Raw genomic sequence first — 24,316 nt, forward strand, 5'->3', positions numbered from 1 at the left:
CTCGACATCTTCGTTGTCTGTTCGGGCCTCTTCGCTGGCAAGCCAGCTCCCACAGGGTTTGCGTCGATCGCATAAGCGCGATTCAGCGCCTGTCTGTGGGAGCTGGCTTGCCAGCGATGGCAGCGCCTCGGGCTTAGAGCGGAGCCAACTCGGTTTCAGCCTCGACAGCCTTCGCCACCTTCAACTGGCGCATCTGCTCACAGCCCCACAACACGCGTTCCGGGGTCGCCGGTGCATCGATTTTCGGTTGATGCTTGTAGTCGCCCAGGCTTGCCACGGCGTCCTTGATTGCACACCACGCGGCGATACCGAGCATGAAGGGCGGTTCGCCCACGGCCTTGGAGTGGAACACCGTGTCTTCCGGGTTCTTGCGGTTTTCCACCAGCTTCACCCGCAGGTCCAGCGGCATGTCCGCCACGGCCGGGATCTTGTAGCTGGCCGGGCCGTTGGTCATCAGCTTGCCTTTGTTGTTCCAGACCAGCTCTTCCATGGTCAGCCAGCCCATGCCCTGGATGAAACCGCCTTCGACCTGGCCGATGTCGATCGCCGGGTTCAGCGAGGCGCCGACGTCGTGCAGGATGTCGGTGCGCAGCATCTTGTATTCGCCGGTCAGGGTATCGACCAGCACTTCGCAGCACGCCGCGCCGAAGGCGAAGTAGTAGAACGGACGACCACGGGCCTGGCTGCGGTCGTAGTAGATTTTCGGGGTCTTGTAGAACCCGGTGCTCGACAGCGACACCTGGGCGAAATACGCCTGCTGGATCAGGGCCTCGAAGGTCAGGATGTGATCGCGAACCCGCACGTGGCCGTTGTGGAATTCCACGTCTTCTTCGCTGACCTTGTATTGCCGCGCGGCGAATTCCACCAGGCGCTGCTTGATGGTTTCGGCGGCGTTCTGCGCCGCCTTGCCGTTCAGGTCGGCGCCACTGGAGGCGGCAGTCGGTGAGGTGTTCGGCACTTTATCGGTGTTGGTCGCGGTGATCTGCACGCGGTCCATTTCCACCTGGAACACTTCGGCCACGACTTGCGCGACTTTGGTGTTCAGGCCCTGGCCCATTTCTGTGCCGCCGTGGTTCAGGTGAATGCTGCCGTCGGTGTAGACATGCACCAGCGCGCCGGCCTGGTTGAGGAAGCTGGCAGTGAAGGAAATGCCGAATTTCACCGGGGTCAGCGCCAGGCCTTTTTTCAGGATCGGGCTGTTGGCGTTGTAGCGGCGGATCGCTTCGCGGCGCTCGGCGTACTGGCTGCTTTCTTCCAGTTCGGCGGTCATTTCCTCGAGCATGTTGTGCTCGACGGTCTGGTAGTAGTGGGTGACGTTGCGCTCGGTCTTGCCGTAGTAGTTGGCCTTGCGCACGGCCAGCGGATCGAGGGCCAGATGACGGGCGATGGCGTCCATCACTTCTTCGATGGCGACCATGCCTTGCGGACCGCCGAAACCACGGTAGGCGGTGTTCGACGCGGTGTTGGTCTTGCAGCGGTGACCGTTGATGGTCGCGTCGCCCAGGTAATACGAGTTGTCGGAGTGAAACATCGCCCGGTCGACGATCGAGGCCGACAGGTCCGGTGAGCAGCCACAGTTGCCGGCCAGTTCCAGGGCGATGCCGTGCAGGCGGCCGGTGCTGTCGAAGCCGACGTCGTACTCGACATAGAAGGGGTGACGCTTGCCGGTCATCAGCATGTCTTCGACGCGCGGCAGGCGCATCTTGGTGGGCTGTCCGGTCAGGTGCGCGATCACCGCGCACAGGCACGCCGGGCTCGCTGCCTGGGTTTCCTTGCCACCGAAACCGCCACCCATGCGGCGCATGTCGACGACGATTTTATTCATCGACACATCCAGCACTTCGGCCACCAGTTTCTGCACTTCGGTGGGGTTCTGGGTCGAGCAGTAGACGATCATGCCGCCGTCTTCGGTCGGCATCACCGAAGAGATCTGGGTTTCCAGATAGAAATGCTCCTGGCCGCCGATGTGCAGCGTGCCCTGGATTCGATGTTCGGCGGTGGCCAGCGCAGTGGCTGAATCACCGCGTTGATGGGTGTGGCTGTCGAGTACGAAGTGACGCTTGCGCAGGGCTTCGACCACATCCAGCACCGGCTCCAGATCTTCGTATTCAATGATCGCGGCCATCGCCGCCTTGCGCGCGGTTTCCAGGTCTTTCGCGGCAACCGCGACCACCGGTTGACCGACGAACTGCACCGTATCGATTGCCAGCAGCGGGTCGCCCGGCAACAGTGGGCCAATGTCTTTCAGGCCCGGCAGGTCTTCGTGGGTGATGGCGATGCGCACGCCTTCAAAGGCGTAGCACGGCGCGGTGTCGATACTGATGATCCGGGCGTGGGCACGGTCCGACAGGCGGGCGTATACGTGCAACTGGTTCGGAAATTCCAGGCGATCGTCGATGTACTGCGCTTCACCGGACACGTGCTTGGCGGCGCTGTCATGCTTGACGCTGCGGCCGACACCGGTGGTCAGGTCCTTGGCGAACAGTTCAGCCAGTTCGGCCTGGGTCTTCTCTACGGCGTGATGATTAGACATAAGCGGTCACCCGAGTCTCGATGTGCGGTGTTTGCAGTTCGATGAAGTATTTGCGCAGCAGGTTCTGCGCGCTGAGCAGGCGATATTCCTTGCTGGCGCGGAAGTCCGAGAGCGGTGTGAAATCTTCGGCCAGGGCCGCGCAGGCACGTTCGACCGTGGCGCTATTGAAAGGCGCGCCAAGCAACGCGGCTTCACAGGCTACGGCACGTTTCGGAATGGCTGCCATGCCGCCGAAGGCCACGCGGGCGTCTGCGACCACTCCATTTTCCAGGCGAATGTTGAAGGCGGCACACACTGCCGAGATGTCATCGTCCAGGCGCTTGGAGACTTTGTAGGCGCGGAACAGTTTTTCAGCGCTGGCGCGCGGCACGATGATCTTCTCGATGAACTCGCTTTCCTGGCGGGCGGTGACGCGGTAATCGATGAAGTAATCCTCCAGCGCCAGGGTGCGGCGGGTTTCGCCCTTGCACAGAACGATTTGCGCGCCGAGGGCGATCAGCAGGGGTGGCGAGTCACCGATGGGCGAGGCGTTGCCGATGTTGCCGCCCAGGGTGCCCTGGTTGCGGATCTGCAAGGAGGCAAAACGTTGCAGCAATTCGCCGAAGTCCGGGTACTCGGCTTTCAAGGCGTCGTAGCAGTCGGAAAGGGCTGTGGCGGCGCCGATTTCCAGGCGATCCTCGAAGCGCTCGATGCGTTTCATTTCGGCGACGTTGCCGACGTAAATCATCACCGGCAGCGTGCGGTGGAACTGGGTGACTTCCAGCGCCAGGTCCGTGCCGCCGGCCAGCAGGCGGGCCTGTGGATAAGCGTCGTAGAGGTCGGCCAGGTCAGCCACGGTCAGCGGCACCAGGCAACGTTTGTCGCCACTGTTGAGTTCTCCGATAGCGGTCGGGGCAATGGCTTTGAGGCGGGCGATGGTTTCGGCTTCACGGGCGTCGAACTGGTCGGGCTGTTTAGCGCAGCAGGACTGTTGGGCCGCTTCCAGAATGGGGCGATAACCGGTGCAGCGGCAGAGGTTGCCGGCCAGGGCTTCGTGGGCTTTATGGGTGTCGGGTTCGTCGCTGTTCTTTTGCAGGGCGAACAGCGACATGACGAAGCCCGGCGTACAAAAACCACACTGTGAGCCGTGGCACTCGACCATGGCTTTCTGCACGCTGTGCAGCTCGCCTTTGTGCTTGAGGTCTTCGACGCTGATCAATTGCTTGCCGTGCAGGGACGACACGAAGGTCAGGCACGAGTTGAGGCTGCGATAACGGATGTGTTGGCGACCCTCGTCATCCGTTTGCAATTCGCCGACCACCACGGTGCAGGCGCCGCAGTCACCGCTGGCGCAGCCTTCTTTGGTGCCGGGTTTGCCCACATGGTCGCGCAGATAGTTGAGCACGGTCAGGTTCGGGTCCAGGGCGTGCTCGCTACGGAGTTCCTGGTTTAGTAAAAACTGGATCACGGAAGGCCTCGCAGACTCATTATTGTTGTTAACCGACTTGAACCGAATTTAGCAGGTCTGACTTTTCGGTCAATGATTTTCTGACTTAAAGGTCAGGAAATCGCATTTTGTCGATCGACAACCGGTTTCTTCATTATTGACCCTTGCGGGATAGCCTGCTTTTTTGCGCGAATCGTGCCAAAAACCACCGGGCGGGCCCTGCGCCATGTCGTATCAATTGCGCTACACTGCGCCGCCTGTACAGATCGAAGAGTTTGAAGGGACAACCATGACGTTCAAGGCGCCGGACAGCCTCGCCGAGCAAATCGCTCACCACCTCGCCGAACGCATCATTCGCGGCGAAATGAAGCCCGGAGAGCGCATCCAGGAGCAGAAGGTCACGCTGGCACTCAATGTCAGCCGCGGCTCGGTTCGCGAGGCCCTGCTGATCCTTGAACGCCGACACCTGATCGCGATCCTGCCGCGACGTGGCGCCCATGTCACCGAACTCACCGCGCACAAGGTGCAGAGCCTGTGCACGCTGATGAGCGAGATGTACATCCTGCTGGGCAATGCCGTGGCCAATGGCTGGCAAGTCCAGGCCGACCTGGCGCCGTTCGTGCAGATCCAGCAGCGCCTGAGCAGCGATTTCGAGCGCCAGGACATTCGCAGCTTCGTCGATGACAGTTTCAGCGTGATGCGCGCCGCGTATCCGTTTGCCAACAACCCGTACCTGCAGGAAACCGTCGAGAACCTGCAGCCGGCCATGAGTCGGGCGTATTTTCTCGCCCTGGACCAGCGCAAAGCGTCGATGAGCGAGTTTCTGGAGCTGTTCGAACGCTTGCTTGCCGCCGTGATCGCCCGTGACTTTGCGCAGATTCGCCTGGTGCTGACGGCTTACGCCCAGCGCAGTTGCGATCTGGTGGTCTCTGCCCTGACGGACGCTTAAGCGTGCGGCTCAAGTGCATCAAGCTGGCGGGGTTCAAATCCTTCGTCGATCCGACCACGGTGAACTTCCCCAGTAACATGGCGGCGGTGGTCGGGCCCAATGGTTGCGGCAAGTCGAACATCATCGACGCCGTGCGTTGGGTCATGGGCGAGAGCTCGGCCAAGAACCTGCGCGGCGAGTCGATGACCGACGTCATCTTCAACGGCTCCACCAGCCGCAAGCCGGTGAGCCAGGCGAGCATCGAACTGGTGTTCGATAACTCCGACGGCACGCTGCTCGGTGAATACGCTGCTTACGCGGAAATTTCCATTCGGCGCAAAGTCACCCGCGACAGCCAGACCACCTATTACCTCAACGGCACCAAATGCCGGCGCCGTGACATCACCGATATTTTCCTCGGCACCGGCCTCGGCCCGCGCAGCTACTCGATCATCGAGCAGGGGATGATCTCCAAGCTGATCGAATCCAAGCCCGAAGACCTGCGTAACTTCATTGAGGAAGCGGCGGGCATCTCCAAGTACAAGGAGCGCCGGCGCGAGACTGAAAACCGCATCCGCCGCACCCACGAAAACCTGGAGCGCCTGACCGACCTGCGCGAAGAGCTCGAACGCCAGCTCGAACGCTTGCACCGTCAGGCCGAGGCCGCCAAGAAGTATCAGGAGCTCAAAGGCGAAGAGCGGCAGCTCAAGGCCCAGCTGTCGGCCCTGCGTTGGCAGGATCTGAACGCTCAGGTCGGCCAGCGCGAAGCGGTCATCGGCACCCAGGAGATCAGTTTCGAGGCGCTGGTGGCCGAGCAGCGTAACGCCGATGCCAGCATCGAGCGTCTGCGCGACGGGCACCATGATCTTTCCGAGCGCTTCAATCTGGTGCAGGGGCGCTTCTATTCGGTCGGTGGCGACATCGCCCGGGTCGAGCAGAGCATCCAGCATGGTCAACAGCGCTTGCGCCAGTTGCAGGATGATTTGAAGGAAGCCGAGCGCGCGCGTCTGGAAACCGAGTCTCACCTGGGCCACGACCGCACCTTGCTGCTGACCCTCGGCGAAGAGCTGGACATGCTCACCCCCGAGCAGGAAGTCACCAGCGCTGCCGCCGAAGAAGCCGCCGCCGCGCTGGAAGAGTCCGAAACCACCATGCGCGGCTGGCAGGAGCAGTGGGACACCTTCAACCTGACTGCCGCCGAACCGCGACGTCAGGCCGAAGTCCAGCAGTCGCGAATCCAGCAACTGGAAACCAGCCTTGAGCGTCTGGCTGATCGCCAAAAGCGTCTTGGCGAAGAGCGCGCCTTGTTGTCGGCGGACCCGGAAGACGCGGCGATCATGGAACTCAGCGAGCAACTCGCTGAATCCGAGGCGACCCTTGAGGATTTGCAGACCAGCGAAGAAGCTCAGGTCGAGAAGCTAGAGCAGTTGCGTCAGCAATTGCAGCAAGCGCTGACGGCGCAGCAGCAGGCCCAGGGCGATTTGCAGCGCCTCAACGGTCGACTGGCCTCCCTGGAAGCCTTGCAGCAAGCCGCCCTCGATCCGGGCACCGGCACCGCCGAATGGTTGCGTGAGCAGAACCTGGCCGATCGCCCGCGTCTGGCCGAAGGGCTGAAGGTCGAAGCGGGTTGGGAGCTGGCGGTGGAAACCGTGCTCGGTGCCGACCTGCAAGCCGTGCTGGTGGATGATTTCAACGATTTCGATCTGTCCGGATTTGCCCAGGGTGATCTGCGTTTGCTCAGTCCCGCGACCGATGGCGTGCGCGTGCCCGGCAGTTTGCTCGACAAGGTCGAGGCGCAGATCGATCTGTCGCCGTGGCTGGGGCAGGTCAAACCGGTGGACAGCCTCGAACAGGCATTGGCCTTGCGTGGTCAGTTGGCGGTCGGCCAGAGTCTGATCAGCCGCGACGGGTACTGGGTCGGTCGGCACTTTTTGCGGGTGCGCCGCGCCAGCGAAGCGGAAAGCGGCATGCTGGCCCGAGGGCAGGAAATCCAGAAGCTGGGCCTTGAGCGCGAAGAGCGCGAAGCCGCGGTTGAAACCCTGGAAACCGAATTGCAAAACCTGCGGGCGCAGCAGCGTCAGCAGGAAAACGGACGCGAACACTTGCGTCGTTTGCTGCAGGACGAGGCTCGTCAACAAGGCGAATTGAAAGCCCAGTTGTCGGCCGGAAAAGCCAAGGCCGAGCAGTTGACCTTGCGCCGCACGCGTCTTGATGAAGAAATCGAGGAGTTGGGCGAGCAACGGGCCCAGGAGCACGAAAACATCGGTGAAGCGCGCATCCAGTTGCAGGAAGCCCTCGACGCCATGGCGCTGGACACTGAGCAGCGTGAGTTGCTGCTGGCCCAGCGCGACAGCTTGCGTGAGCGTCTTGACCGGGTGCGGCAGGAAGCGCGGCAGCACAAGGATCACGCTCATCAATTGGCGGTACGCCTCGGATCGCTCAAGGCGCAGCACGATTCGACGCGCCAGGCACTGGAGCGTCTGGAGATGCAGTCCGAGCGCCTGACCGAAAAGCGCGAGCAATTGAGCCTCAATCTGGAGGAGGGCGAGGCGCCACTGGAGGAGCTGCGCCTGAAGCTTGAAGAGCTGCTCGACAAGCGCATGACCGTCGACGAAGAACTCAAGACCGCGCAGATCGCTCTCGAGGATGCCGACCGCGAGCTGCGCGAGGCCGAGAAGCGCCGTACCCAGGCCGAGCAACAATCCCAGCTGATTCGCAGCCAGCTGGAAACCCAGCGCATGGAATGGCAAGCCCTGACCGTGCGGCGCAAGGCATTGCAGGACCAGTTGCTGGAAGACGGTTACGACCTGCACGGCGTACTCGCCACGCTGACACCTGAAGCCAACGAGAAAGACGCCGAGGAAGAACTGGAACGCATCGCGGCGCGGATTCAGCGCCTGGGTGCCATCAACCTCGCGGCCATCGACGAATACCAGCAACAATCCGAGCGTAAACGTTACCTGGATGCGCAGAACGACGATCTGGTCGAAGCGCTCGACACCCTGGAGAACGTGATTCGCAAGATCGACAAGGAGACCCGTAACCGCTTCAAGGATACCTTTGATCAGATCAATGGCGGTTTACAGGCACTTTTCCCAAAAGTTTTCGGTGGAGGCCGCGCGTATTTGGAACTGACGGGCGAAGATCTACTCGATACAGGGGTGACGATCATGGCGCAGCCGCCAGGAAAGAAGAACAGCACCATCCATTTGCTCTCAGGTGGCGAAAAAGCCCTGACCGCATTGGCCCTGGTTTTTGCGATCTTCAAGTTGAATCCGGCGCCGTTCTGCATGCTCGACGAAGTTGACGCACCACTGGATGACGCTAACGTTGGACGCTACGCACGATTGGTCAAAGAAATGTCGCAGACCGTGCAGTTCATCTATATCACCCACAACAAGATCGCCATGGAAATGGCCGAGCAATTGATGGGGGTGACGATGCATGAGCCTGGTTGTTCGCGACTGGTAGCGGTGGATGTCGAGGAGGCGATGGCGATGGTGGACGCCTGATGACGGCGTGTATCAGGGTAGACAAGACGTTTTACTGGCCTGGACTTGCTGGCCAATCGACATAATCGCTGAAGCCAGCGTGACAAGCGGTGTAAAGTTACCTTTGGTCGTGCTAGTTTAATGTCAATTTTTCGTATACGTGGGCAAAACGCCTGTCAGAACATAGAGTTGGCGCCACGTTTTAAAGCGGTTTACAGGTTGTAAACCCCTTATTTTTCAGCATTTTTTATAGAGGCACGGGATTACATGGAAATCGGTCTGCGCGAGTGGCTGATCGTCATCGGCATTATTGTCATTGCCGGTATTCTTTTCGATGGCTGGCGCCGTATGCGCGGCGGCAAGGGAAAACTGAAATTCCGTCTTGACCGAAGCCTGTCCAACCTGCCGGACGAGGACACCAGCGCCGAGCTCTTGGGCCCGCCTCGGGTGCTGGACACCCACAAGGAACCGCAACTGGACGAGCAGGATCTGCCGTCGGTGAGCATGCCGGCCCGCGAACCGCGTGAATCGGGTTCCAAGCGCGGCAAGCGTGGTCATGGCGAACCTTCGCAAGGTGACATGAACCTCAGCCTGGACCTGGATGGCGGCCCGAGCTTCAGCAGTCGCGACGACGATTTCGTCGAAGATGCCAAGGCAGCCCCTGCGGTCAGCGACAAGGATCATCCACAAGCCGAAGAAGTGCTGGTCATCAGTGTGATCTGCCGTGACGCAGCCGGCTTCAAGGGCCCGGCCCTGTTGCAGAACATTCTGGAAAGCGGCCTGCGGTTTGGCGAAATGGACATCTTCCACCGTCACGAAAGCATGGCGGGCAACGGTGAAGTCCTGTTCTCCATGGCCAACGCGGTGAAGCCGGGTGTCTTTGATCTGGACGACATCGATCACTTCAGCACGCCGGCGGTGAGCTTCTTCCTGGGTCTGCCAGGTCCGCGCCATCCGAAGCAAGCCTTCGACGTGATGGTGGCGGCGGCACGCAAATTGTCCCAGGAGCTGAACGGCGAGCTCAAGGATGACCAGCGCAGCGTGCTGACGGCCCAGACCATCGAGCACTACCGTCAGCGTATCGTCGAGTTCGAACGTCGCGCCCTGACCCAGAAACGCTAGGATCGCTGTTGTGGCGAGGGAGCTTGCTCCCGCTCGGCGGCGTAGCCGTCGTAAATCCTGCAAACTCGTCGTACCTGGCACAATGAGGCGGATGGCCTTGGGGCCGCTTCGCGGCCCAGCGGGAGCAAGCTCCCTCGCCATCTCCATTGCCTTGAGCGAGTGTGATTAAGAATATTGAGCAGCCTCGGCTGCTCTTTTGCTTTATGAGAGAACACCCATGACTGCCGCCAAAAACCGCATTCTAGAGCTGCGCGCCGAGCTGGATCAGCACAACTATCGCTATCACGTGCTGGACGAGCCGAGCATTCCGGACGCCGAATACGATCGGTTGTTCAACGAGCTCAAGGCGCTCGAAGCCGCCAACCCGGAACTGATCACCAGTGACTCGCCAACTCAGCGAGTGGGCAGCGCGGCGCTGTCGGCGTTCACTCAGGTGCGCCACGAAGTGCCGATGCTCAGCCTCGGCAACGCCTTCGAAGAAACCGACATGCGTGAATTCGACCGCCGGGTGACCGAAGGGCTGGATCTGCCGGCCGGTGATCTGTTCGGTGGCGGCGCGGCGGTCGAGTACAGTTGCGAGCCGAAGCTTGATGGTCTGGCGGTCAGTTTGCTGTATCAGAACGGCGTACTGGTGCGTGGCGCAACGCGCGGCGACGGCACCACCGGCGAAGACATCAGCGTCAATGTGCGCACCGTGCGCAACATTCCCCTCAAGCTGCACGGCACCGGCTGGCCGGCCACGCTGGAAGTGCGCGGCGAAGTGTTCATGTCCAAGGCTGGTTTCGAGCGGCTCAACGCCACGCAACTGGAAGTGGGTGGCAAGACCTTCGCCAACCCGCGTAATGCGGCGGCGGGTAGCCTGCGTCAGCTGGATTCGAAGATCACCGCCAATCGCCCGCTGGAATTCTGCTGCTACGGCATCGGCCAGGTGTCCGCCGATATCGCCGATACGCACATCGGTAACCTGCAGCAGCTCAAGGCCTGGGGCATGCCGATCAGTCATGAGCTCAAGCTGGCGAACGGCATCGACGCATGTCTGGATTACTACCGTGACATCGGTGAGCGGCGCAATGCACTGCCTTACGAAATCGACGGCGTGGTGTTCAAGGTCAACAGCATTGCCTCCCAGCGCGAACTGGGTTTCCGCGCTCGCGAACCGCGTTGGGCCATCGCCCATAAATTTCCGGCCATGGAAGAGTTGACCGAGCTGCTCGACGTCGAATTCCAGGTCGGACGCACCGGCGCCGTCACGCCCGTGGCCCGCCTGAGGCCAGTCAAGGTGGCGGGTGTCACCGTGGCCAACGCGACGTTGCACAACATGGACGAAGTTGCGCGCCTGGGGCTGATGATCGGCGACACCGTGATCATCCGCCGTGCTGGCGACGTGATTCCGCAAGTGGTTCAAGTCGTGCTTGAGCGTCGTCCGGACGATGCGCGGCCGGTTCATATTCCCCAGCAATGCCCGGTGTGCGGCTCCCATGTCGAGCGCACGCAACTGATCAAGCGCAGCAAAGGCCGCGAGACCGTCAGCGAAGGTGCGGTGTATCGCTGTGTCGGTCGACTGGCCTGTGGCGCGCAACTGAAGCAGGCGATCATTCACTTCGTTTCCCGTCGCGCGATGGACATCGAAGGCCTGGGCGAGAAGAGTGTCGAGCAACTGGTGGACGAAGGTCTGGTGAGTTCGCCGGCCGATCTGTACGCCCTGACGTTCGAGCAGATCGTGGATCTGGAAGGCTTTGCCGAGCTGTCGAGCAGGAACCTGCTTGGCGCCATCGAAGACAGCAAGAAGCCGGGTCTGGCACGGTTCATCTATGCCCTGGGGATTCCCGATGTCGGCGAGGAGACAGCCAAGGTGCTGGCGCGCTCCCTGGGTTCGCTGGAGCGGGTACAACAGGCTCTGCCGCAAGTGCTGACGTACTTGCCGGATGTCGGGCTGGAAGTCGCCCACGAGATTCACAGCTTCTTCGAAGACGAGCATAACCGGCAGGTGATCGCCAATTTGCTCAAGCACGGTTTGCAAATACAGGATCAGGGCGAACTGGGCGCCGAATTTGCCGCCAGCACGACATTGGGCGGCTTTCTCGACAAGCTGAACATTCCTTCGGTCGGGCCGGGCGGTGCACAAAAGCTCGCCGACAAGTTTGGTTCGCTGCAAGCGGTCATGAGTGCCGACTGGCTGGATATGCGTCAGGCGTTGCCGGAGAAGCAGGCCAGCTCGGTCCGCGAATTTTTCGCGATCGAGGAACATCGCCAATTGGCCGAGTCTGCCGAAAAACAACTGGCCGACTTCGGCATGCATTGGCACAGCGAGAAGAAGGTCGTCGAAGGCTTGCCGCTGGCCGGTCAGACCTGGGTGCTGACCGGCTCGCTGGAGCTGATGAGCCGCGATGTGGCCAAGGACAAGCTGGAAAGCCTTGGCGCCAAAGTGGCGGGCTCGGTGTCGGCCAAGACCCATTGCGTGGTCGCCGGGCCGGGCGCCGGGTCGAAATTGACCAAGGCCAATGAGCTGGGGCTGAAGGTGCTGGATGAAGAAGCGTTTGTCGGATTCCTGAGCGGGCACGGTATTTCGGTCTGACGCCATTCGCTGGCAAGCCGGCTCCTGCAAGGACGACGCAGTTCATTGCAGGCGCGGGCTTGCCAGCGAAATCGGTATCAGCCCCTTTGAAAGTCACGGGAACGATCGACGGCCAATCATGATCTAGTCTTGGCAAGCCCCAGGGAGAGATCGTCATGTACCGCTACTTCGACCAGCTCAGCTCGCGCATCGCTGCGCCTGTCATCGGCGAAAGCTCACGCAATAGCAAGGTCTGGCCGTGTCGTTGCGGGCAGTCATTGTTCTTTCGCAACAGCCAGTGCCTGGCCTGTTCGGCGGCGTTGGGTTATCACCCTCGGCTCAGTCGTGTCTCTTCATTGCAACCGGGCGCGATAACTGACACCTGGTCGCTGGATGCCGCCCCTGCCGCCGGCGTGTTCCGTCGGTGTGCCAATCTCGACTCCCCGGCGGCCTGTAACTGGCTGCTGCCCGCCAATGATCACGATGCCTTGTGCATGGCCTGTAGCCTGAATCGCACCATCCCTGATCTGTCATTGGCCGAAAACCATGAACGCTGGTGCAAAGTCGAAACTGCCAAGCGGCGCCTGATCGCGCAGTTGGTCAGCCTCGGATTGCAGGTCATCCCGAAAACCGTCGACGAGGACACCGGCCTGGCCTTTGACTTTATCGGCGTGAACCTCGAGGGCAAGCCACCGACCACGGGCCATGCCAACGGCTTGATCACGCTGGATATCAATGAGGCCGACGACGCCCATCGCGAACGGGTACGCGTGCAAATGCACGAGCCCTATCGCACCCTGCTCGGGCATTTTCGTCACGAAGTCGGGCATTACTACTGGGACCGGTTGATCGCCGGCAGCGATTGGCTCGAAGCCTTTCGCGGCCTGTTCGGTGACGAGCGCGCCAGCTATGCCGAGGCCCTGGAGCAGCATTATCAGCAGGGTGCACCGCTCGACTGGCAGCAGTTTTACGTCAGCGCCTACGCCACCATGCATCCCTGGGAAGACTGGGCGGAAACCTGGGCTCACTACCTGCATATGATGGACGCGGTGGATACCGCGCTGGGGTTTGGCATGAGTGCCCGGGAAATGGATTTCGACTACCAGCCGTTCCCTTCAAGCACCCTTTATGATCCGCAGCATCCCGGTGCCGAGGCGTTCCTGTCCTTCGTCAATGCCTGGATCGAGCTGGCCGGCATGCTCAATGAACTGTCGCGCAGCATGGGGCAGCCGGATTTTTACCCTTTTGTATTGCCGCCGGCGGTGATCACCAAACTTCATTTCATTCACCTGGTCATCCAGCGCGAGGGCGGCAGGGCAGACGAGGTGCTGCAGGACCTGTAGGAGCGAGCTCGCTCGCGTAGAACGTGAACGCGACGCTTACCTTCAGGCAACACACGTCACCGCCAACGTCTATCGCAAGCAAGCTCGCTCTTGCACGGGCTGATTTTTATCGTTGGCGCATGTCCTTGACCGGACTGATATTTTTTATCCGAAACCAACGGTTGTAACTTCGCCGCAGATAGGTACAATGGCGCGGCTCGCCGTCAGGTGAGCGTCGTTATGGTGACCCCATCGGTCCCCCCGCAACGATCAGCCGTGAACCCGGTCAGGCCTGGAAGGGAGCAGCCGCAGCGGTGACATTGTGTGCCGGGGTGTGGCTGGTGGGGTTGCCTCCATAACGCACCGCGAGCCCTCTCTCGCGTTATCTATTCGAATACCCTCTTTATTGCGCTGCCATGGATTTTGTCCATCGCGGCTTGTCATCGTTCGTGATTGACAGATCAGGCATAAATAAAAAGGAGGCCGACCTGTCGTACCAGACAAGTCGGCCTCCTTTTTTATTTTTCTGCCACTAAGGCTTGGACAAGGCCTGGTCAACCGCTGCAATCAGCTTTCCCAGGTCCTTTGGGGTGGCTTTATGAATGACTTCGAACAAATACGCCCGCTGTTCGTCTTCATCGCCCAAATCTGCGAAAAAGGCTTTCAGCTTCACGCCCAGCACGTCGGCTAACTGGAACAGGACATCCACGCTGGGGGTATAGGTGCCGGTTTCGAAGCGGCTGATGGTTTTGGGGTCAAAACCGGTTCTTTCGCCAAGTTCAGCCTGAGTAAGCCCCGCGACCTTGCGGTAGCGCCGAATGGCTGGACCCAAACTTGAAATTTGCATTACTTAATTCCCATTTAGAATCAAGAACTTAACGATAGATTTTTGCATTAGGCAACTGCATGATCCATCACCTTGCTTTGCAAAATGTGATGTGTTTCGTAGAATTGCCGGTCAGTTAGGGCTTTCAGTGACCGGTTTTCAGAAGTTTGAATAATGTGAAAAAGCCAGCATGGCACGCGCTCGCACGGTTGCGTACGCGTTAAACCGGCTCTGAAAACCTGCCGAATTTACCATTGTTGACGTTGCTCCCTTAAGCGGGTTCCATCGCCAGCAACAGCGAGTCTGACTCATGGATGAGAAGTACCGCAGGGCGGTCGATGCCGCTGCTATTTTTTCCGAGACCGATCTCTCCGGCCGGATTACCCACGTCAACGATCAGTTCTGCGCAGTCTCCGGCTACAGCCGTGAGGAACTGCTCGGGCAGAACCACCGCATGCTCAATTCGGGCATGCACTCCACGGAGTTTTTTGCCGGCATGTGGCGCACCATCGCCCTGGGTAACGTGTGGAAGGGCGAAATCTGCAATCGCGCCAAGGACGGCAGCCTGTATTGGGTCGAAAGCACCATGGTGCCTTTGCTCGATAGCGCCACCGGGCGGGTCGAGCGTTATGTCTCCATTCGTTTCGACATCAGTGAAAAGCATAAATTGCTGCATTCGCTGCAATGGCGGGTCGGGCACGATGTGCTGACCGGATTGCCCAATCGCGCGTATCTCTCGGACATGCTGGACCAGGCGCTGGAGTTCTCGCGCCAGGAGAGTATTCCGCTGGCGGTGTGCATGCTCGATCTCGATGGCTTCAAGGCCGTCAACGATAGCTACGGGCATGCCAGTGGCGATCTGTTGCTGGTGGAAGTGGCCCGGCGCCTGCGCGGCATCGTGCGTGGCGAGGATGTGGTGGCGCGGCTGGCAGGTGACGAATTCGTGCTGATACTGCGTTATGTGCGCGACTTGCCGGACCTGCGTGCGGCGTTGAACCGGGTGCTGGGGATCATCTCGGCGCCGTACTCGCTGCATGGCAAGGACGTCAACGTGTATGCCAGCATCGGCGTCACTCTGTTCCCCCACGACAACGCAGATGCCGAAACCCTGTTGCGCCACGCGGATCAAGCCATGTATGTGGCCAAGCAGAGCGGGCGCAAGCGCTTTCATTTGTTCGACGTATCACGGGACCGGGAGGGCAGGGCCAAGCACCAGACCGTCGAGCGGGTGCGCCAGGCACTGGCCGCCAACGAATTGCGTCTGCATTTCCAGCCCAAGGTCAACATGCGCCGTGGCGAGGTCGTCGGTTTCGAAGCACTGCTGCGCTGGGAGCATCCGCAGGACGGCCTGGTGGCGGCGAAGGAGTTTCTGGCGCTGGTTGAAGAGACGGACCTGATCATCGATATCGGTGAATGGGTGATGGATCAGGTGCTGTCGCAACTGGATCGTTGGCAACAGGCCGGGCATGACTGGCCGGTGAGCATCAACATTGCCGCGCGGCATTTCCAGCGGGTGGATTTTGTCGAACGGCTCGCCAGCCTGCTGGCGAGACATGCGCAGGTCGCACCGCAAAGGCTGGACCTGGAAATCGTCGAGTCGGTCGCCATCGAGAACATTCAACACGTCAGCGATTGTTTGCGCGCCTGCCAGGCGCTGGGGGTGCAGTTCTCACTGGGCGATTTCGGTACCGGTTATTCATCCCTGAGCTACCTCAAGCGCCTGCGCACCCAAACCATCAAGATCGACAAGTCTTTTGTGCGCGACATCCTGCATGACCGCGACGACCTGGCCCTGACCACCGCGGTGATAGGCCTGGCGCGGGCGTTTGGTCGGCAGGTGATCGCCGAAGGGCTCGAAAGCGCCGAGCACGGTGAGTTGTTGCTGCAACTGGGCTGTGAAGTGGCGCAGGGCTATTACATTGCCCGGCCGATGCCGCCTGCAGACATACCGGACTGGGTCGCCGGTTTTGTCGTGCCAGCACAATGGCGGGCTCTGGAAGTCAGTCGCTGAATTCTGTGAGAACGAAGGTGCCCGCTGCCACAGGTTATGGGGCGAGTTCGGATCTACCGCCGATGTAGAGGCGAATGATGTCGTCGATCTCGCCGGACATTTTCATGCGCAGCAAGGTGCGCAGAATCCTTTGCACCGGCACCTCGGGGGCGTTGCGCACGTAGCAGCCCACATGCTGGACCTGCAGCACCGCGACACTCTGCAGTTGTTGCTCCGGCATCAGGCGCTGATTGAACCATTCCAGCGACCATTGATTGCTGACGGCATACCGGTTGCGGCCCGCCTGGAGCTTTTCCAGCACCTGTTCCTGGTTGCGCGCGTCGTCGCGGTGCAACTGGTTGTTATCGAACAGCGGTTGCAGGGTCGGGTAGCTATAGCCGAGCACGGTGCCGATGGACTGGTGCGATAAATTCGCCGGCGTCACCGAAGCGGGGCCAGGAGGGCGACTGACCAGGATGTCGGGCTGGGTCCAGAGCGGGATGCTCCAGATATAGTCGCCGGACTGGTTTGGCATCCAGGACTGCGCGGCATAGCAGCGGATATCGACTTCGCCCTGTTCCATGGCGCTCTGAACCCGGGTCCGGGGCAATACATGAAACTCCGCCGGGACGCCGACCTGGGTCGCGAGGCTGAGCATGACGTCGTACAGAATGCCCTGGGTCGGCCGCCCACGGTCCAGTTGCAGCATCGGCATCGCCCAACTGTCGGGCACCACAAAACGCAACGGCGCATCGGCGGCCGCTCCGTTCAGGCTGATCAACAGCAGTGCCCCCAAGGCCAGCCGCATAAATGCTCCGATGAATCTTTGAAACAAAAAGCCCCCAAAGTGCAGCTTAGCCAGATTAGACGAGCGCACCGGATGCAATTTTGGCCTTGCTCCGCTAGCATTAGCCGCTTCAGCTTCCTTCGTTGCGACGGTTTTCGATGAGTTATCAGGTTCTTGCACGTAAATGGCGTCCGCGCTCGTTCCGCGAAATGGTCGGCCAGACCCATGTGCTCAAGGCTCTGATCAATGCCTTGGACAGCCAGCGGCTGCACCACGCCTACCTGTTCACCGGTACGCGCGGGGTCGGCAAGACCACCATCGCGCGAATCATTGCCAAATGTCTGAACTGTGAAACAGGTATCACTTCAACGCCTTGCGGCGAATGCTCGGTGTGTCGCGAAATCGATGAGGGCCGTTTCGTCGACCTGATCGAGATCGACGCCGCGAGCCGCACCAAGGTCGAGGACACCCGCGAACTGCTCGATAACGTGCAGTACGCGCCGAGCCGTGGACGCTTCAAGGTCTACCTGATCGACGAAGTGCACATGCTCTCCAGCCATTCCTTCAATGCGCTGTTGAAAACCCTCGAAGAGCCGCCACCCTACGTCAAGTTCATCCTGGCGACCACTGACCCGCAGAAACTTCCTGCAACGATTCTCTCGCGGTGCCTGCAGTTCTCCCTGAAGAACATGACCCCGGAGCGTGTTGTCGAGCATTTGACCCATGTGCTGAGCGTCGAGAACGTGCCGTTCGAAGACGATGCACTGTGGCTGCTGGGCCGCGCCGCCGATGGGTCGATGCGTGACGCCATGAGCCTGACCGATCAGGCGATTGCCTTCGGTGAAGGCAAGGTCATGGCCGCCGATGTGCGGGCGATGCTCGGGACCCTCGATCATGGGCAGGTCTACGACGTCCTGCATGCCCTGATTGAGGGTGATGCCAAGGCCTTGCTCGAGGCCGTTCGTCACCTGGCCGAACAAGGCCCGGACTGGAATGGCGTGCTCTCGGAAATTCTCAATGTGCTGCACCGTGTCGCCATCGCCCAGGCCTTGCCTGAAGGCGTCGACAACGGCCATGGCGACCGGGACAGAGTGCTGGCACTGGCCCAGGCGTTGCCGGCCGAAGACGTGCAGTTCTATTACCAGATGGGACTGATCGGCCGTCGCGACCTGCCCCTGGCGCCGGACCCCCGAGGCGGCTTCGAAATGGTGCTGCTGCGAATGCTCGCCTTCCGGCCCGCCGACACCGCGGATGCCCCGAGGCAAACGCTAAAGCCAGTGGGGATCAGCCAGGCCACAGTTGATTCCGCCAAATCCGTGGCTGCCGCGCCCGTTGTTGCGCCGGTAGTCGCTGCGGCAGTTGCACCTCTGGCGCCCGCGCCTGTCGTCACTCCGGTAGCGCCGCCTGAGCCGGTCGCGGTGCCCGAGCCCGAGCCGGTGGTTGAGGCGGTCGTGGTCGAAGAAGTGGTCGACCTGCCGTGGAATGATCCGGTCGAGCCGGCAGACGTTCAGCAGCCTGCCGTCGAGCCGGTACTGGAAACCGCCAGCGAGCAACCGGAATTGCCGCCGATGCCGTTGCCGACGCCCGACAGCGTGGTGCCGGATGCGCCGGAGTGGGTCGCCGCACCGATTCCGGAGCCTTCGGTGGCCGAGGTCGATGCCGCCACACCCGGCATGGATCTGGACGACGAGCCGCCGCTGGATGAGGATTACATCGAGCCGGACATGGATTCCGCCTACAGTTACCTCGACGAACTGGCCAGTGAGCATGCCGCCGAGCCTGCTGCCGAACCTGAGCCCGAGCCTGCCGCCGCGCCGGCCACGGGACTGGCCCTGCAATGGCTGGAACTGTTCCCGAACCTGCCGATCTCCGGCATGACCGGCAGCATCGCCGCCAACTGCACGCTGATCGCCGTTGATGGCGACCATTGGCTGTTGCACCTGGACCCGGCCCACAGCGCCCTGTTCAACGCTACCCAGCAACGCCGCCTCAACGATGCGTTGAATCAGTACCACGGGCGTACGTTGACCCTGACCATGGAACTGATCAAGCCCGAGCAGGAAACCCCGGCCCAGGCCGCGTCGCGCCGGCGTGCCGATCGTCAGCGCGAGGCCGAGGAGTCGATCCATGGCGATCCGTTCATCCAGCAAATGATGCAGCAGTTCGGTGCGGTGATCCGTAACGATACTATTGAACCTGTCGAAGCTCTGGTCAGTCAGGGCTAATAACTGAGGGCGTTCGGTCAGCAAGGCCGGGCGCTGTTTTTATCCAAGTACTTTTGAGGTGATTCCCATGATGAAAGGTGGCATGGCCGGCCTGATGAAGCAGGCACAGCAGATGCAGGAAAAAATGGCCAAGATGCAGGAAGAGCTGGCCAATGCCGAAGTCACCGGTAAGGCTGGTGGCGATATGGTCACCGTGGTGATGACCGGTCGTCACGATGTCAAGCGCGTGACCATCGACCCAAGCCTGGTCGAAGGCCTGAGCGAAGATGACAAGGAAATGCTGGAAGCGGTGTTCGCCGCAGCCGTCAACGACGCTGTGCGCAAAATCGAAGCCAACAGCCAGGACAAAATGTCCGGTATGACCGCTGGCATGCAACTGCCACCGGGCATGAAACTGCCGTTCTGATTTCGTCTTCGGGCGTCAGATGAGCGACAAGAAATGCCAGGCATCGAGCCTGGCATTTTTGTTTCCGGCTTCCCGGGATGGCGTCGACCCGGTAAAACTGAACAATCATCGAACGCGCCACCGCCACAAAGGTCTTCTCCCTAACCACTGAATTCAACGATCAAGGAGACGCTGCCATGTCTGACCCCATGACCCTCAACCAACGTATCGTCCTGGCCTCGCGCCCTGTCGGCGCGCCAACGCCGGAGAATTTCCGCCTGGAGCGGGTCGCGCTGCCCGAGCTGGCTGACGGACAGGTGCTGCTCAAGACCCTTTATCTGTCGCTGGACCCTTACATGCGCGGGCGCATGAGTGACGCGCCGTCCTACGCCGCGCCGGTGGAAATCGGTGGCGTGATGACTGGCGGAGCTGTCAGCCGCGTCGAGCGCTCGCTCAATCCGAAGTTTCAGGAGGGCGATCTGGTGGTCGGCGCCACGGGTTGGCAGAGCCACAGCATCAACGACGGTCGTAGCATCATGCCTCTGCCGGCGGGTCTGCCGAGCCCGTCGATGGCCCTGGGCGTCCTCGGCATGCCGGGCATGACCGCATACATGGGATTGATGGACATCGGCCAGCCCAAGTCCGGCGAGACGCTGGTGGTCGCGGCCGCGTCGGGTGCGGTCGGCTCGGTGGTCGGGCAGGTGGCGAAGATCAAGGGCCTGCGCGTGGTGGGCGTGGCCGGTGGCGCCGAAAAGTGCCGCTATGTAGTCGAAGAGTTGGGCTTCGATGCCTGTATCGATCACAAGAGCCCGACCTTCGCCGAGGAGCTGGCCCAGGCCTGCCCCAACGGCATCGATATCTATTATGAAAACGTCGGCGGCAAGGTGTTCGACGCGGTCGTGCCACTGCTCAATCCCAAGGCGCGGATTCCGCTGTGTGGGCTGATTGCGTCGTACAACGCCAGCGAGGCGCCGAGCGGTCCGGATCGCCTGCCGCAATTGCAGCGCACACTGCTGACCAAGCGCGTGCGAATTCAAGGTTTCATCGTCTTCGACGATTACGGTGACCGTCAGCCGGAATTTGTCAGCGCCATGGTGCCGTGGGTGCGCGATGGCAAGATCAAGTTCCGCGAAGACGTGGTCGATGGTCTGGAGCAAGCGCCCGAGGCATTTATCGGTCTGCTGGAAGGACGCAACTTCGGCAAGCTGGTGGTTCGGGTCGCCAAAGACTGACGCCGCAATTTGACGCTAATCAGAGGCGCGGGTATAAACCGCGTCTCGTTGTTTTGTCGGATTTTTCCCCCATGAGCTTCAGCCCTTTGATTCGCCAACTGATCGATGCCCTGCGAATTTTGCCAGGTGTCGGTCAGAAAACCGCCCAGCGCATGGCGTTGCAGTTGCTCGAACGTGATCGCAGCGGCGGCTCGCGCCTGGCACTGGCCTTGAGTCAGGCCATGGAAGGCGTCGGTCATTGCCGTTTGTGCCGCACCCTGACTGAAGATGACCTCTGCCCGCAATGCGCGGACACCCGCCGTGACGACACCTTGCTCTGCGTGGTGGAAGGGCCGATGGATGTCTATGCCGTGGAGCAGACCGGGTTTCGCGGTCGCTACTTCGTGCTCAAGGGCCACCTGTCGCCACTCGACGGGTTGGGGCCTGAGGCCATCGGCATTCCGCAGTTGATGGCGCGGATCGAGGAGGCGGGCACGTTTACCGAAGTCATTCTCGCCACCAACCCGACGGTGGAAGGCGAAGCGACCGCCCATTACATCGCCCAGTTGCTCAGCAGCAAAGGCCTGATCGCCTCGCGCATCGCCCATGGCGTGCCGTTGGGTGGCGAGCTGGAGCTGGTGGATGGCGGGACGCTGGCGCATTCGTTTGCCGGGCGTAAGCCAATCAGCTTGTAATGTGTGTCGTTTGGGGTGACGTCATCGCGAGCAGGCTCGTTCCCACAGTGATTTGGGTACGCCGCGAATCCAATGTGGGCGTCGCCTCGGTCCCCTTGATTCACACAATCCTGTTGAAAACCAAGCAAGCGCTCGGTTAACGTCGGCGAACCCTTCAGTGGAGTTCGCCGATGTCTGCCTTTCAGGAATACTTCGACCCCAGCCACCAATTGGTCCGCGACAGCGTCAGACGTTTCGTCGAGCGCGAGATTCTTCCGGACATTGACCAGTGGGAAGAAGCTGAAAGCTTCCCCCGCGAGCTCTACCTCAAGGCCGGTGCGGCGGGCATCCTAGGCATCGGTTACCCCGAGAGCCTGGGAGGTAGCCACGAAGGCGATCTGTTCGCCAAGGTCGCCGCCAGCGAAGAGTTGATGCGCTGTGGTTCGGGTGGCCTGGTGGCGGGGCTTGGCTCGCTGGACATCGGCCTGCCACCGATTCTCAAGTGGGCCAGGCCTGACGTCCGTGATCGGGTTGTGCCACAGGTGTTGTCCGGCGAGAAAATCTGCGCCCTGGCCGTCACCGAACCCGGTGGCGGTTCCGATGTTGCCAACCTGCAAACCCGTGCCGTGCGTGACGGCGACGTTTACCGGGTCAGCGGCAGTAAAACCTTCATCACCAGTGGCGTGCGCGCGGATTTCTACACAGTCGCGGTGCGAACCGGTGAGCCGGGTTTCGCCGGCATCAGTCTGTTAATGATCGAAAAGGGCACGCCCGGTTTCAGCGTGGGGCGTCAGTTGAAGAAAATGGGGTGGTGGGCGTCAGACACTGCTGAATTGTTCTTCGATGATTGCCGGGTGCCCGTAGGCCATTTGATCGGCGGCGAGAACATGGGCTTCGCTTGCATCATGGGCAACTTCCAGAGCGAGCGCCTGGCCTTGGCCTTGATGGCCAACATGACGGCCCAGCTGGCGCTGGAGGAAAGCCTGAAATGGGCACGGGAGCGTGAGGCCTTTGGCAAGCCCATCGGCAAGTTCCAGGTGATCAAGCACCGCCTCGCCGAAATGGCCACGGCACTGGAAGTGTCGCGTGAATTCACCTACCGCCAGGCCGCGAAAATGGCCGCAGGGAAGAGTGTGATCAAGGAAATTTCCATGGCCAAGAATTTTGCGACGGACACGGCGGATCGCATCACCTCGGACGCGGTGCAGATTCTGGGTGGCATGGGTTACATGCGCGAAAGCCTGGTGGAGCGGTTGTACCGGGATAACCGGATACTTTCGATCGGCGGCGGTACGCGGGAAGTGATGAACGAGATTATCAGCAAGCAGATGGGGCTCTGAGGCTTGCGGTGTAACGACTGACGCCATCGCTGGCAAGCCTCCTACAGAGATCTGCGCCGTACACAAATCCTGTGGATGACAAAGAACCCTGTGGGAGCTGGCTTGCCAGCGATGGCGTCAGTGCAGGCGCCGCTTACCTGTCAGTCAGCGCAAACTGCGTCAGGCAGAACGTCGGAATCCCCATGTCTTCCAGGCGCTGCGAACCGCCCAGCTCCGGCAAATCAATGATCGCCGCCGCTTCATGCACCCGTGCCCCCATGCGCCGAATCAGGTTCGCCGCAGCAATCAGGGTGCCGCCGGTGGCGATCAGGTCATCGAACATCACCACCGAATCACCTTCGCAAAGACTGTCCGCGTGCACTTCGAGGAAGGCTTCGCCGTATTCGGTCGCATAGCCTTCGGCCAGCACATCGGCGGGCAGTTTGCCTTGCTTGCGGAACAGCACCAGCGGCTTGTTCAACTGATAGGCCAGCACCGAACCGATCAGGAAACCACGGGCATCCATGGCGCCGATATGGGTGAAATCAGCCTCGACGTAGCGGTGGGCGAAGCTGTCCATCACCAGGCGCAGGGCCTTGGGCGACTGGAACAGCGGGGTGATGTCGCGAAAAATCACCCCCGGCTTGGGGAAGTCGATCACGGGGCGAATGAGGGATTTGATGTCGAAGGAGTCGAAGGCCATCGTCAAGGTGTCCTGGCAGGGCTGCAAACGGCGCAGTATACCCGCGGCTGAAAGGGTTCGCTCAACCGCGGATCGAGATCAGCCTTCGATCGAGCCGCCAGCCAGCGCACAGAGCTGGATCGGATCGAGAATCTGGATCTCCTTGCCTTCAGCGGCGATCAGTTCGTTCTGCTGGAAGCGCGTGAACACCCGCGATACGGTTTCCACCGCCAGGCCCAGGTAGTTGCCGATTTCATTGCGCGACATGCTCAGGCGGAACTGGTTGGCCGAGAAACCACGGGCACGGAAACGTGCCGACAGGTTGACCAGGAAGGTCGCGATGCGTTCGTCGGCCGTCTTTTTCGACAACAACAGCATCATCTGCTGATCGTCACGAATCTCGCGACTCATCACCCGCATCAGCTGGCGGCGCAGCTGCGGCAGTTGCAGGGCCAGTTCGTCGAGGCGTTCGAAAGGAATCTCGCACACCGACGTGGTTTCCAGCGCTTGCGCCGACACCGGATGTTTCTCGGTGTCCATGCCCGACAAGCCCACCAGTTCACTCGGCAAGTGGAAACCGGTGAGCTGTTCTTCGCCGGCATCGCTCAGATTGAACGTTTTCAGCGCACCGGAGCGTACGGCGTAAACGGAGTCAAAGGTGTCACCCTGGCGAAACAGAAACTCGCCCTTTTTCAGCGGGCGGCCACGTTTGACGATTTCGTCCAGGGCATCCATGTCTTCCAGGTTCAGTGAAAGTGGCAAACACAGCGGGGCCAGGCTGCAATCCTTGCAATGGGCCTGATTATGAGCTCGCAACTTTACTGGCTCAGACATTTCTTCA

17 protein-coding genes and 1 other RNA gene are annotated in these 24,316 nt (G+C 60.8%); 12 read left to right on the forward strand and 6 right to left on the reverse strand.

The window, feature by feature from the left end; all coding sequences use genetic code 11:
• Positions 1–133 precede the first annotated feature (133 nt).
• Positions 134–2,533, reverse strand: a complete 2,400-nt coding sequence (gene xdhB, locus ACVWYU_RS20795) for a xanthine dehydrogenase molybdopterin binding subunit (RefSeq protein ID WP_457373561.1) — start codon at positions 2,531–2,533, stop codon at positions 134–136.
• Positions 2,526–3,980 (reverse strand): xanthine dehydrogenase small subunit, encoded by a 1,455-nt coding sequence (gene xdhA / locus ACVWYU_RS20800; protein ID WP_457373562.1) that lies wholly within the window; start codon positions 3,978–3,980, stop codon positions 2,526–2,528. Before xdhA ends, xdhB begins: the two co-directional genes overlap by 8 nt.
• 268 nt (positions 3,981–4,248) lie before the next feature.
• Here xdhA and ACVWYU_RS20805 point away from each other — a divergent pair, with 268 nt between their 5' ends.
• The 6 genes from ACVWYU_RS20805 (at position 4,249) to ffs (ending at position 13,723) form a co-directional block, all read left to right on the forward strand.
• The gene (locus tag ACVWYU_RS20805) at positions 4,249–4,908 is read left to right on the forward strand and encodes a GntR family transcriptional regulator (RefSeq protein WP_247256150.1); all 660 of its coding nucleotides are present in this window, start codon (positions 4,249–4,251) and stop codon (positions 4,906–4,908) included.
• A gap of 2 nt (positions 4,909–4,910) precedes the next feature.
• The gene (gene smc, locus ACVWYU_RS20810; RefSeq protein ID WP_457373563.1) at positions 4,911–8,399 is read left to right on the forward strand and encodes a chromosome segregation protein SMC; all 3,489 of its coding nucleotides are present in this window, start codon (positions 4,911–4,913) and stop codon (positions 8,397–8,399) included.
• 246 nt (positions 8,400–8,645) lie between these two features.
• Entirely contained in the window at positions 8,646–9,500 is an 855-nt protein-coding gene (gene zipA / locus ACVWYU_RS20815) for a cell division protein ZipA (protein ID WP_090323935.1), read from the forward strand.
• Between the two features lie 217 nt (positions 9,501–9,717).
• Positions 9,718–12,075, forward strand: coding sequence for an NAD-dependent DNA ligase LigA (gene ligA, locus ACVWYU_RS20820; RefSeq protein WP_457373564.1), 2,358 nt, complete (start codon positions 9,718–9,720; stop codon positions 12,073–12,075).
• Positions 12,076–12,230: 155 nt separating this feature from the next.
• The gene (locus ACVWYU_RS20825; protein ID WP_457373565.1) at positions 12,231–13,397 is read left to right on the forward strand and encodes a zinc-binding metallopeptidase family protein; all 1,167 of its coding nucleotides are present in this window, start codon (positions 12,231–12,233) and stop codon (positions 13,395–13,397) included.
• A 229-nt stretch (positions 13,398–13,626) separates the two neighbouring features.
• Positions 13,627–13,723: signal recognition particle sRNA small type (ffs, locus tag ACVWYU_RS20830), an RNA gene on the forward strand.
• 185 nt (positions 13,724–13,908) lie between these two features.
• On the opposite strand, the gene ACVWYU_RS20835 is transcribed toward ffs, so the two are convergent.
• Positions 13,909–14,223, reverse strand: a complete 315-nt coding sequence (locus ACVWYU_RS20835) for a helix-turn-helix domain-containing protein (protein WP_090323930.1) — start codon at positions 14,221–14,223, stop codon at positions 13,909–13,911.
• Positions 14,224–14,512: 289 nt separating this feature from the next.
• Here ACVWYU_RS20835 and ACVWYU_RS20840 point away from each other — a divergent pair, with 289 nt between their 5' ends.
• A complete protein-coding gene (locus tag ACVWYU_RS20840; protein ID WP_390956832.1) occupies positions 14,513–16,213 on the forward strand; it encodes a putative bifunctional diguanylate cyclase/phosphodiesterase in 1,701 nt (566 codons plus the stop codon).
• A 34-nt stretch (positions 16,214–16,247) separates the two neighbouring features.
• Here the strand turns inward: ACVWYU_RS20840 and ACVWYU_RS20845 are convergent, their stop codons facing one another.
• Entirely contained in the window at positions 16,248–17,000 is a 753-nt protein-coding gene (locus ACVWYU_RS20845; protein ID WP_090323926.1) for a substrate-binding periplasmic protein, read from the reverse strand.
• A 137-nt stretch (positions 17,001–17,137) separates the two neighbouring features.
• On the opposite strand from ACVWYU_RS20845, the gene dnaX reads away from it, so the two are divergent.
• From dnaX to ACVWYU_RS20870, 5 genes are all read left to right on the forward strand, one after another.
• Positions 17,138–19,204 carry a DNA polymerase III subunit gamma/tau gene (gene dnaX / locus ACVWYU_RS20850; protein ID WP_390956831.1) on the forward strand — a complete coding sequence of 689 codons (2,067 nt, stop codon included), beginning with the start codon at positions 17,138–17,140 and terminating at the stop codon, positions 19,202–19,204.
• A 67-nt stretch (positions 19,205–19,271) separates the two neighbouring features.
• Positions 19,272–19,610 (forward strand): YbaB/EbfC family nucleoid-associated protein, encoded by a 339-nt coding sequence (locus ACVWYU_RS20855; RefSeq protein WP_008028561.1) that lies wholly within the window; start codon positions 19,272–19,274, stop codon positions 19,608–19,610.
• 176 nt (positions 19,611–19,786) lie between these two features.
• Positions 19,787–20,821 (forward strand): NADP-dependent oxidoreductase, encoded by a 1,035-nt coding sequence (locus ACVWYU_RS20860; RefSeq protein ID WP_457373566.1) that lies wholly within the window; start codon positions 19,787–19,789, stop codon positions 20,819–20,821.
• A 71-nt stretch (positions 20,822–20,892) separates the two neighbouring features.
• Positions 20,893–21,495, forward strand: a complete 603-nt coding sequence (recR, locus tag ACVWYU_RS20865; protein ID WP_057715679.1) for a recombination mediator RecR — start codon at positions 20,893–20,895, stop codon at positions 21,493–21,495.
• Positions 21,496–21,665: 170 nt separating this feature from the next.
• Entirely contained in the window at positions 21,666–22,814 is a 1,149-nt protein-coding gene (locus ACVWYU_RS20870; RefSeq protein ID WP_247256089.1) for an acyl-CoA dehydrogenase family protein, read from the forward strand.
• A 133-nt stretch (positions 22,815–22,947) separates the two neighbouring features.
• Here the strand turns inward: ACVWYU_RS20870 and ACVWYU_RS20875 are convergent, their stop codons facing one another.
• The gene (locus tag ACVWYU_RS20875; RefSeq protein WP_457373567.1) at positions 22,948–23,496 is read right to left on the reverse strand and encodes an adenine phosphoribosyltransferase; all 549 of its coding nucleotides are present in this window, start codon (positions 23,494–23,496) and stop codon (positions 22,948–22,950) included.
• Between the two features lie 78 nt (positions 23,497–23,574).
• Positions 23,575–24,309: a fumarate/nitrate reduction transcriptional regulator Fnr gene (fnr, locus tag ACVWYU_RS20880; protein WP_247256088.1), complete on the reverse strand. Its 735-nt coding sequence runs from the start codon at positions 24,307–24,309 to the stop codon at positions 23,575–23,577.
• Positions 24,310–24,316 lie beyond the last annotated feature (7 nt).

Source organism: Pseudomonas sp. TE12234 (assembly GCF_054061835.1).

Bases quoted from the DNA above. Each gene is read 5' to 3' on its own strand.
- xdhB (WP_457373561.1), bottom strand. From the start codon at position 2,533: ATGTCTAATCATCACGCCGTAGAGAAGACCCAGGCCGAACTGGCTGAA.
- ACVWYU_RS20805 (WP_247256150.1), top strand. From the start codon at position 4,249: ATGACGTTCAAGGCGCCGGACAGCCTCGCCGAGCAAATCGCTCACCAC.
- zipA (WP_090323935.1), top strand. From the start codon at position 8,646: ATGGAAATCGGTCTGCGCGAGTGGCTGATCGTCATCGGCATTATTGTC.
- ligA (WP_457373564.1), top strand. From the start codon at position 9,718: ATGACTGCCGCCAAAAACCGCATTCTAGAGCTGCGCGCCGAGCTGGAT.
- ACVWYU_RS20825 (WP_457373565.1), top strand. From the start codon at position 12,231: ATGTACCGCTACTTCGACCAGCTCAGCTCGCGCATCGCTGCGCCTGTC.
- ACVWYU_RS20835 (WP_090323930.1), bottom strand. From the start codon at position 14,223: ATGCAAATTTCAAGTTTGGGTCCAGCCATTCGGCGCTACCGCAAGGTC.
- ACVWYU_RS20840 (WP_390956832.1), top strand. From the start codon at position 14,513: ATGGATGAGAAGTACCGCAGGGCGGTCGATGCCGCTGCTATTTTTTCC.
- ACVWYU_RS20845 (WP_090323926.1), bottom strand. From the start codon at position 17,000: ATGCGGCTGGCCTTGGGGGCACTGCTGTTGATCAGCCTGAACGGAGCG.
- dnaX (WP_390956831.1), top strand. From the start codon at position 17,138: ATGAGTTATCAGGTTCTTGCACGTAAATGGCGTCCGCGCTCGTTCCGC.
- ACVWYU_RS20855 (WP_008028561.1), top strand. From the start codon at position 19,272: ATGATGAAAGGTGGCATGGCCGGCCTGATGAAGCAGGCACAGCAGATG.
- ACVWYU_RS20860 (WP_457373566.1), top strand. From the start codon at position 19,787: ATGTCTGACCCCATGACCCTCAACCAACGTATCGTCCTGGCCTCGCGC.
- recR (WP_057715679.1), top strand. From the start codon at position 20,893: ATGAGCTTCAGCCCTTTGATTCGCCAACTGATCGATGCCCTGCGAATT.
- ACVWYU_RS20870 (WP_247256089.1), top strand. From the start codon at position 21,666: ATGTCTGCCTTTCAGGAATACTTCGACCCCAGCCACCAATTGGTCCGC.
- ACVWYU_RS20875 (WP_457373567.1), bottom strand. From the start codon at position 23,496: ATGGCCTTCGACTCCTTCGACATCAAATCCCTCATTCGCCCCGTGATC.
- fnr (WP_247256088.1), bottom strand. From the start codon at position 24,309: ATGTCTGAGCCAGTAAAGTTGCGAGCTCATAATCAGGCCCATTGCAAG.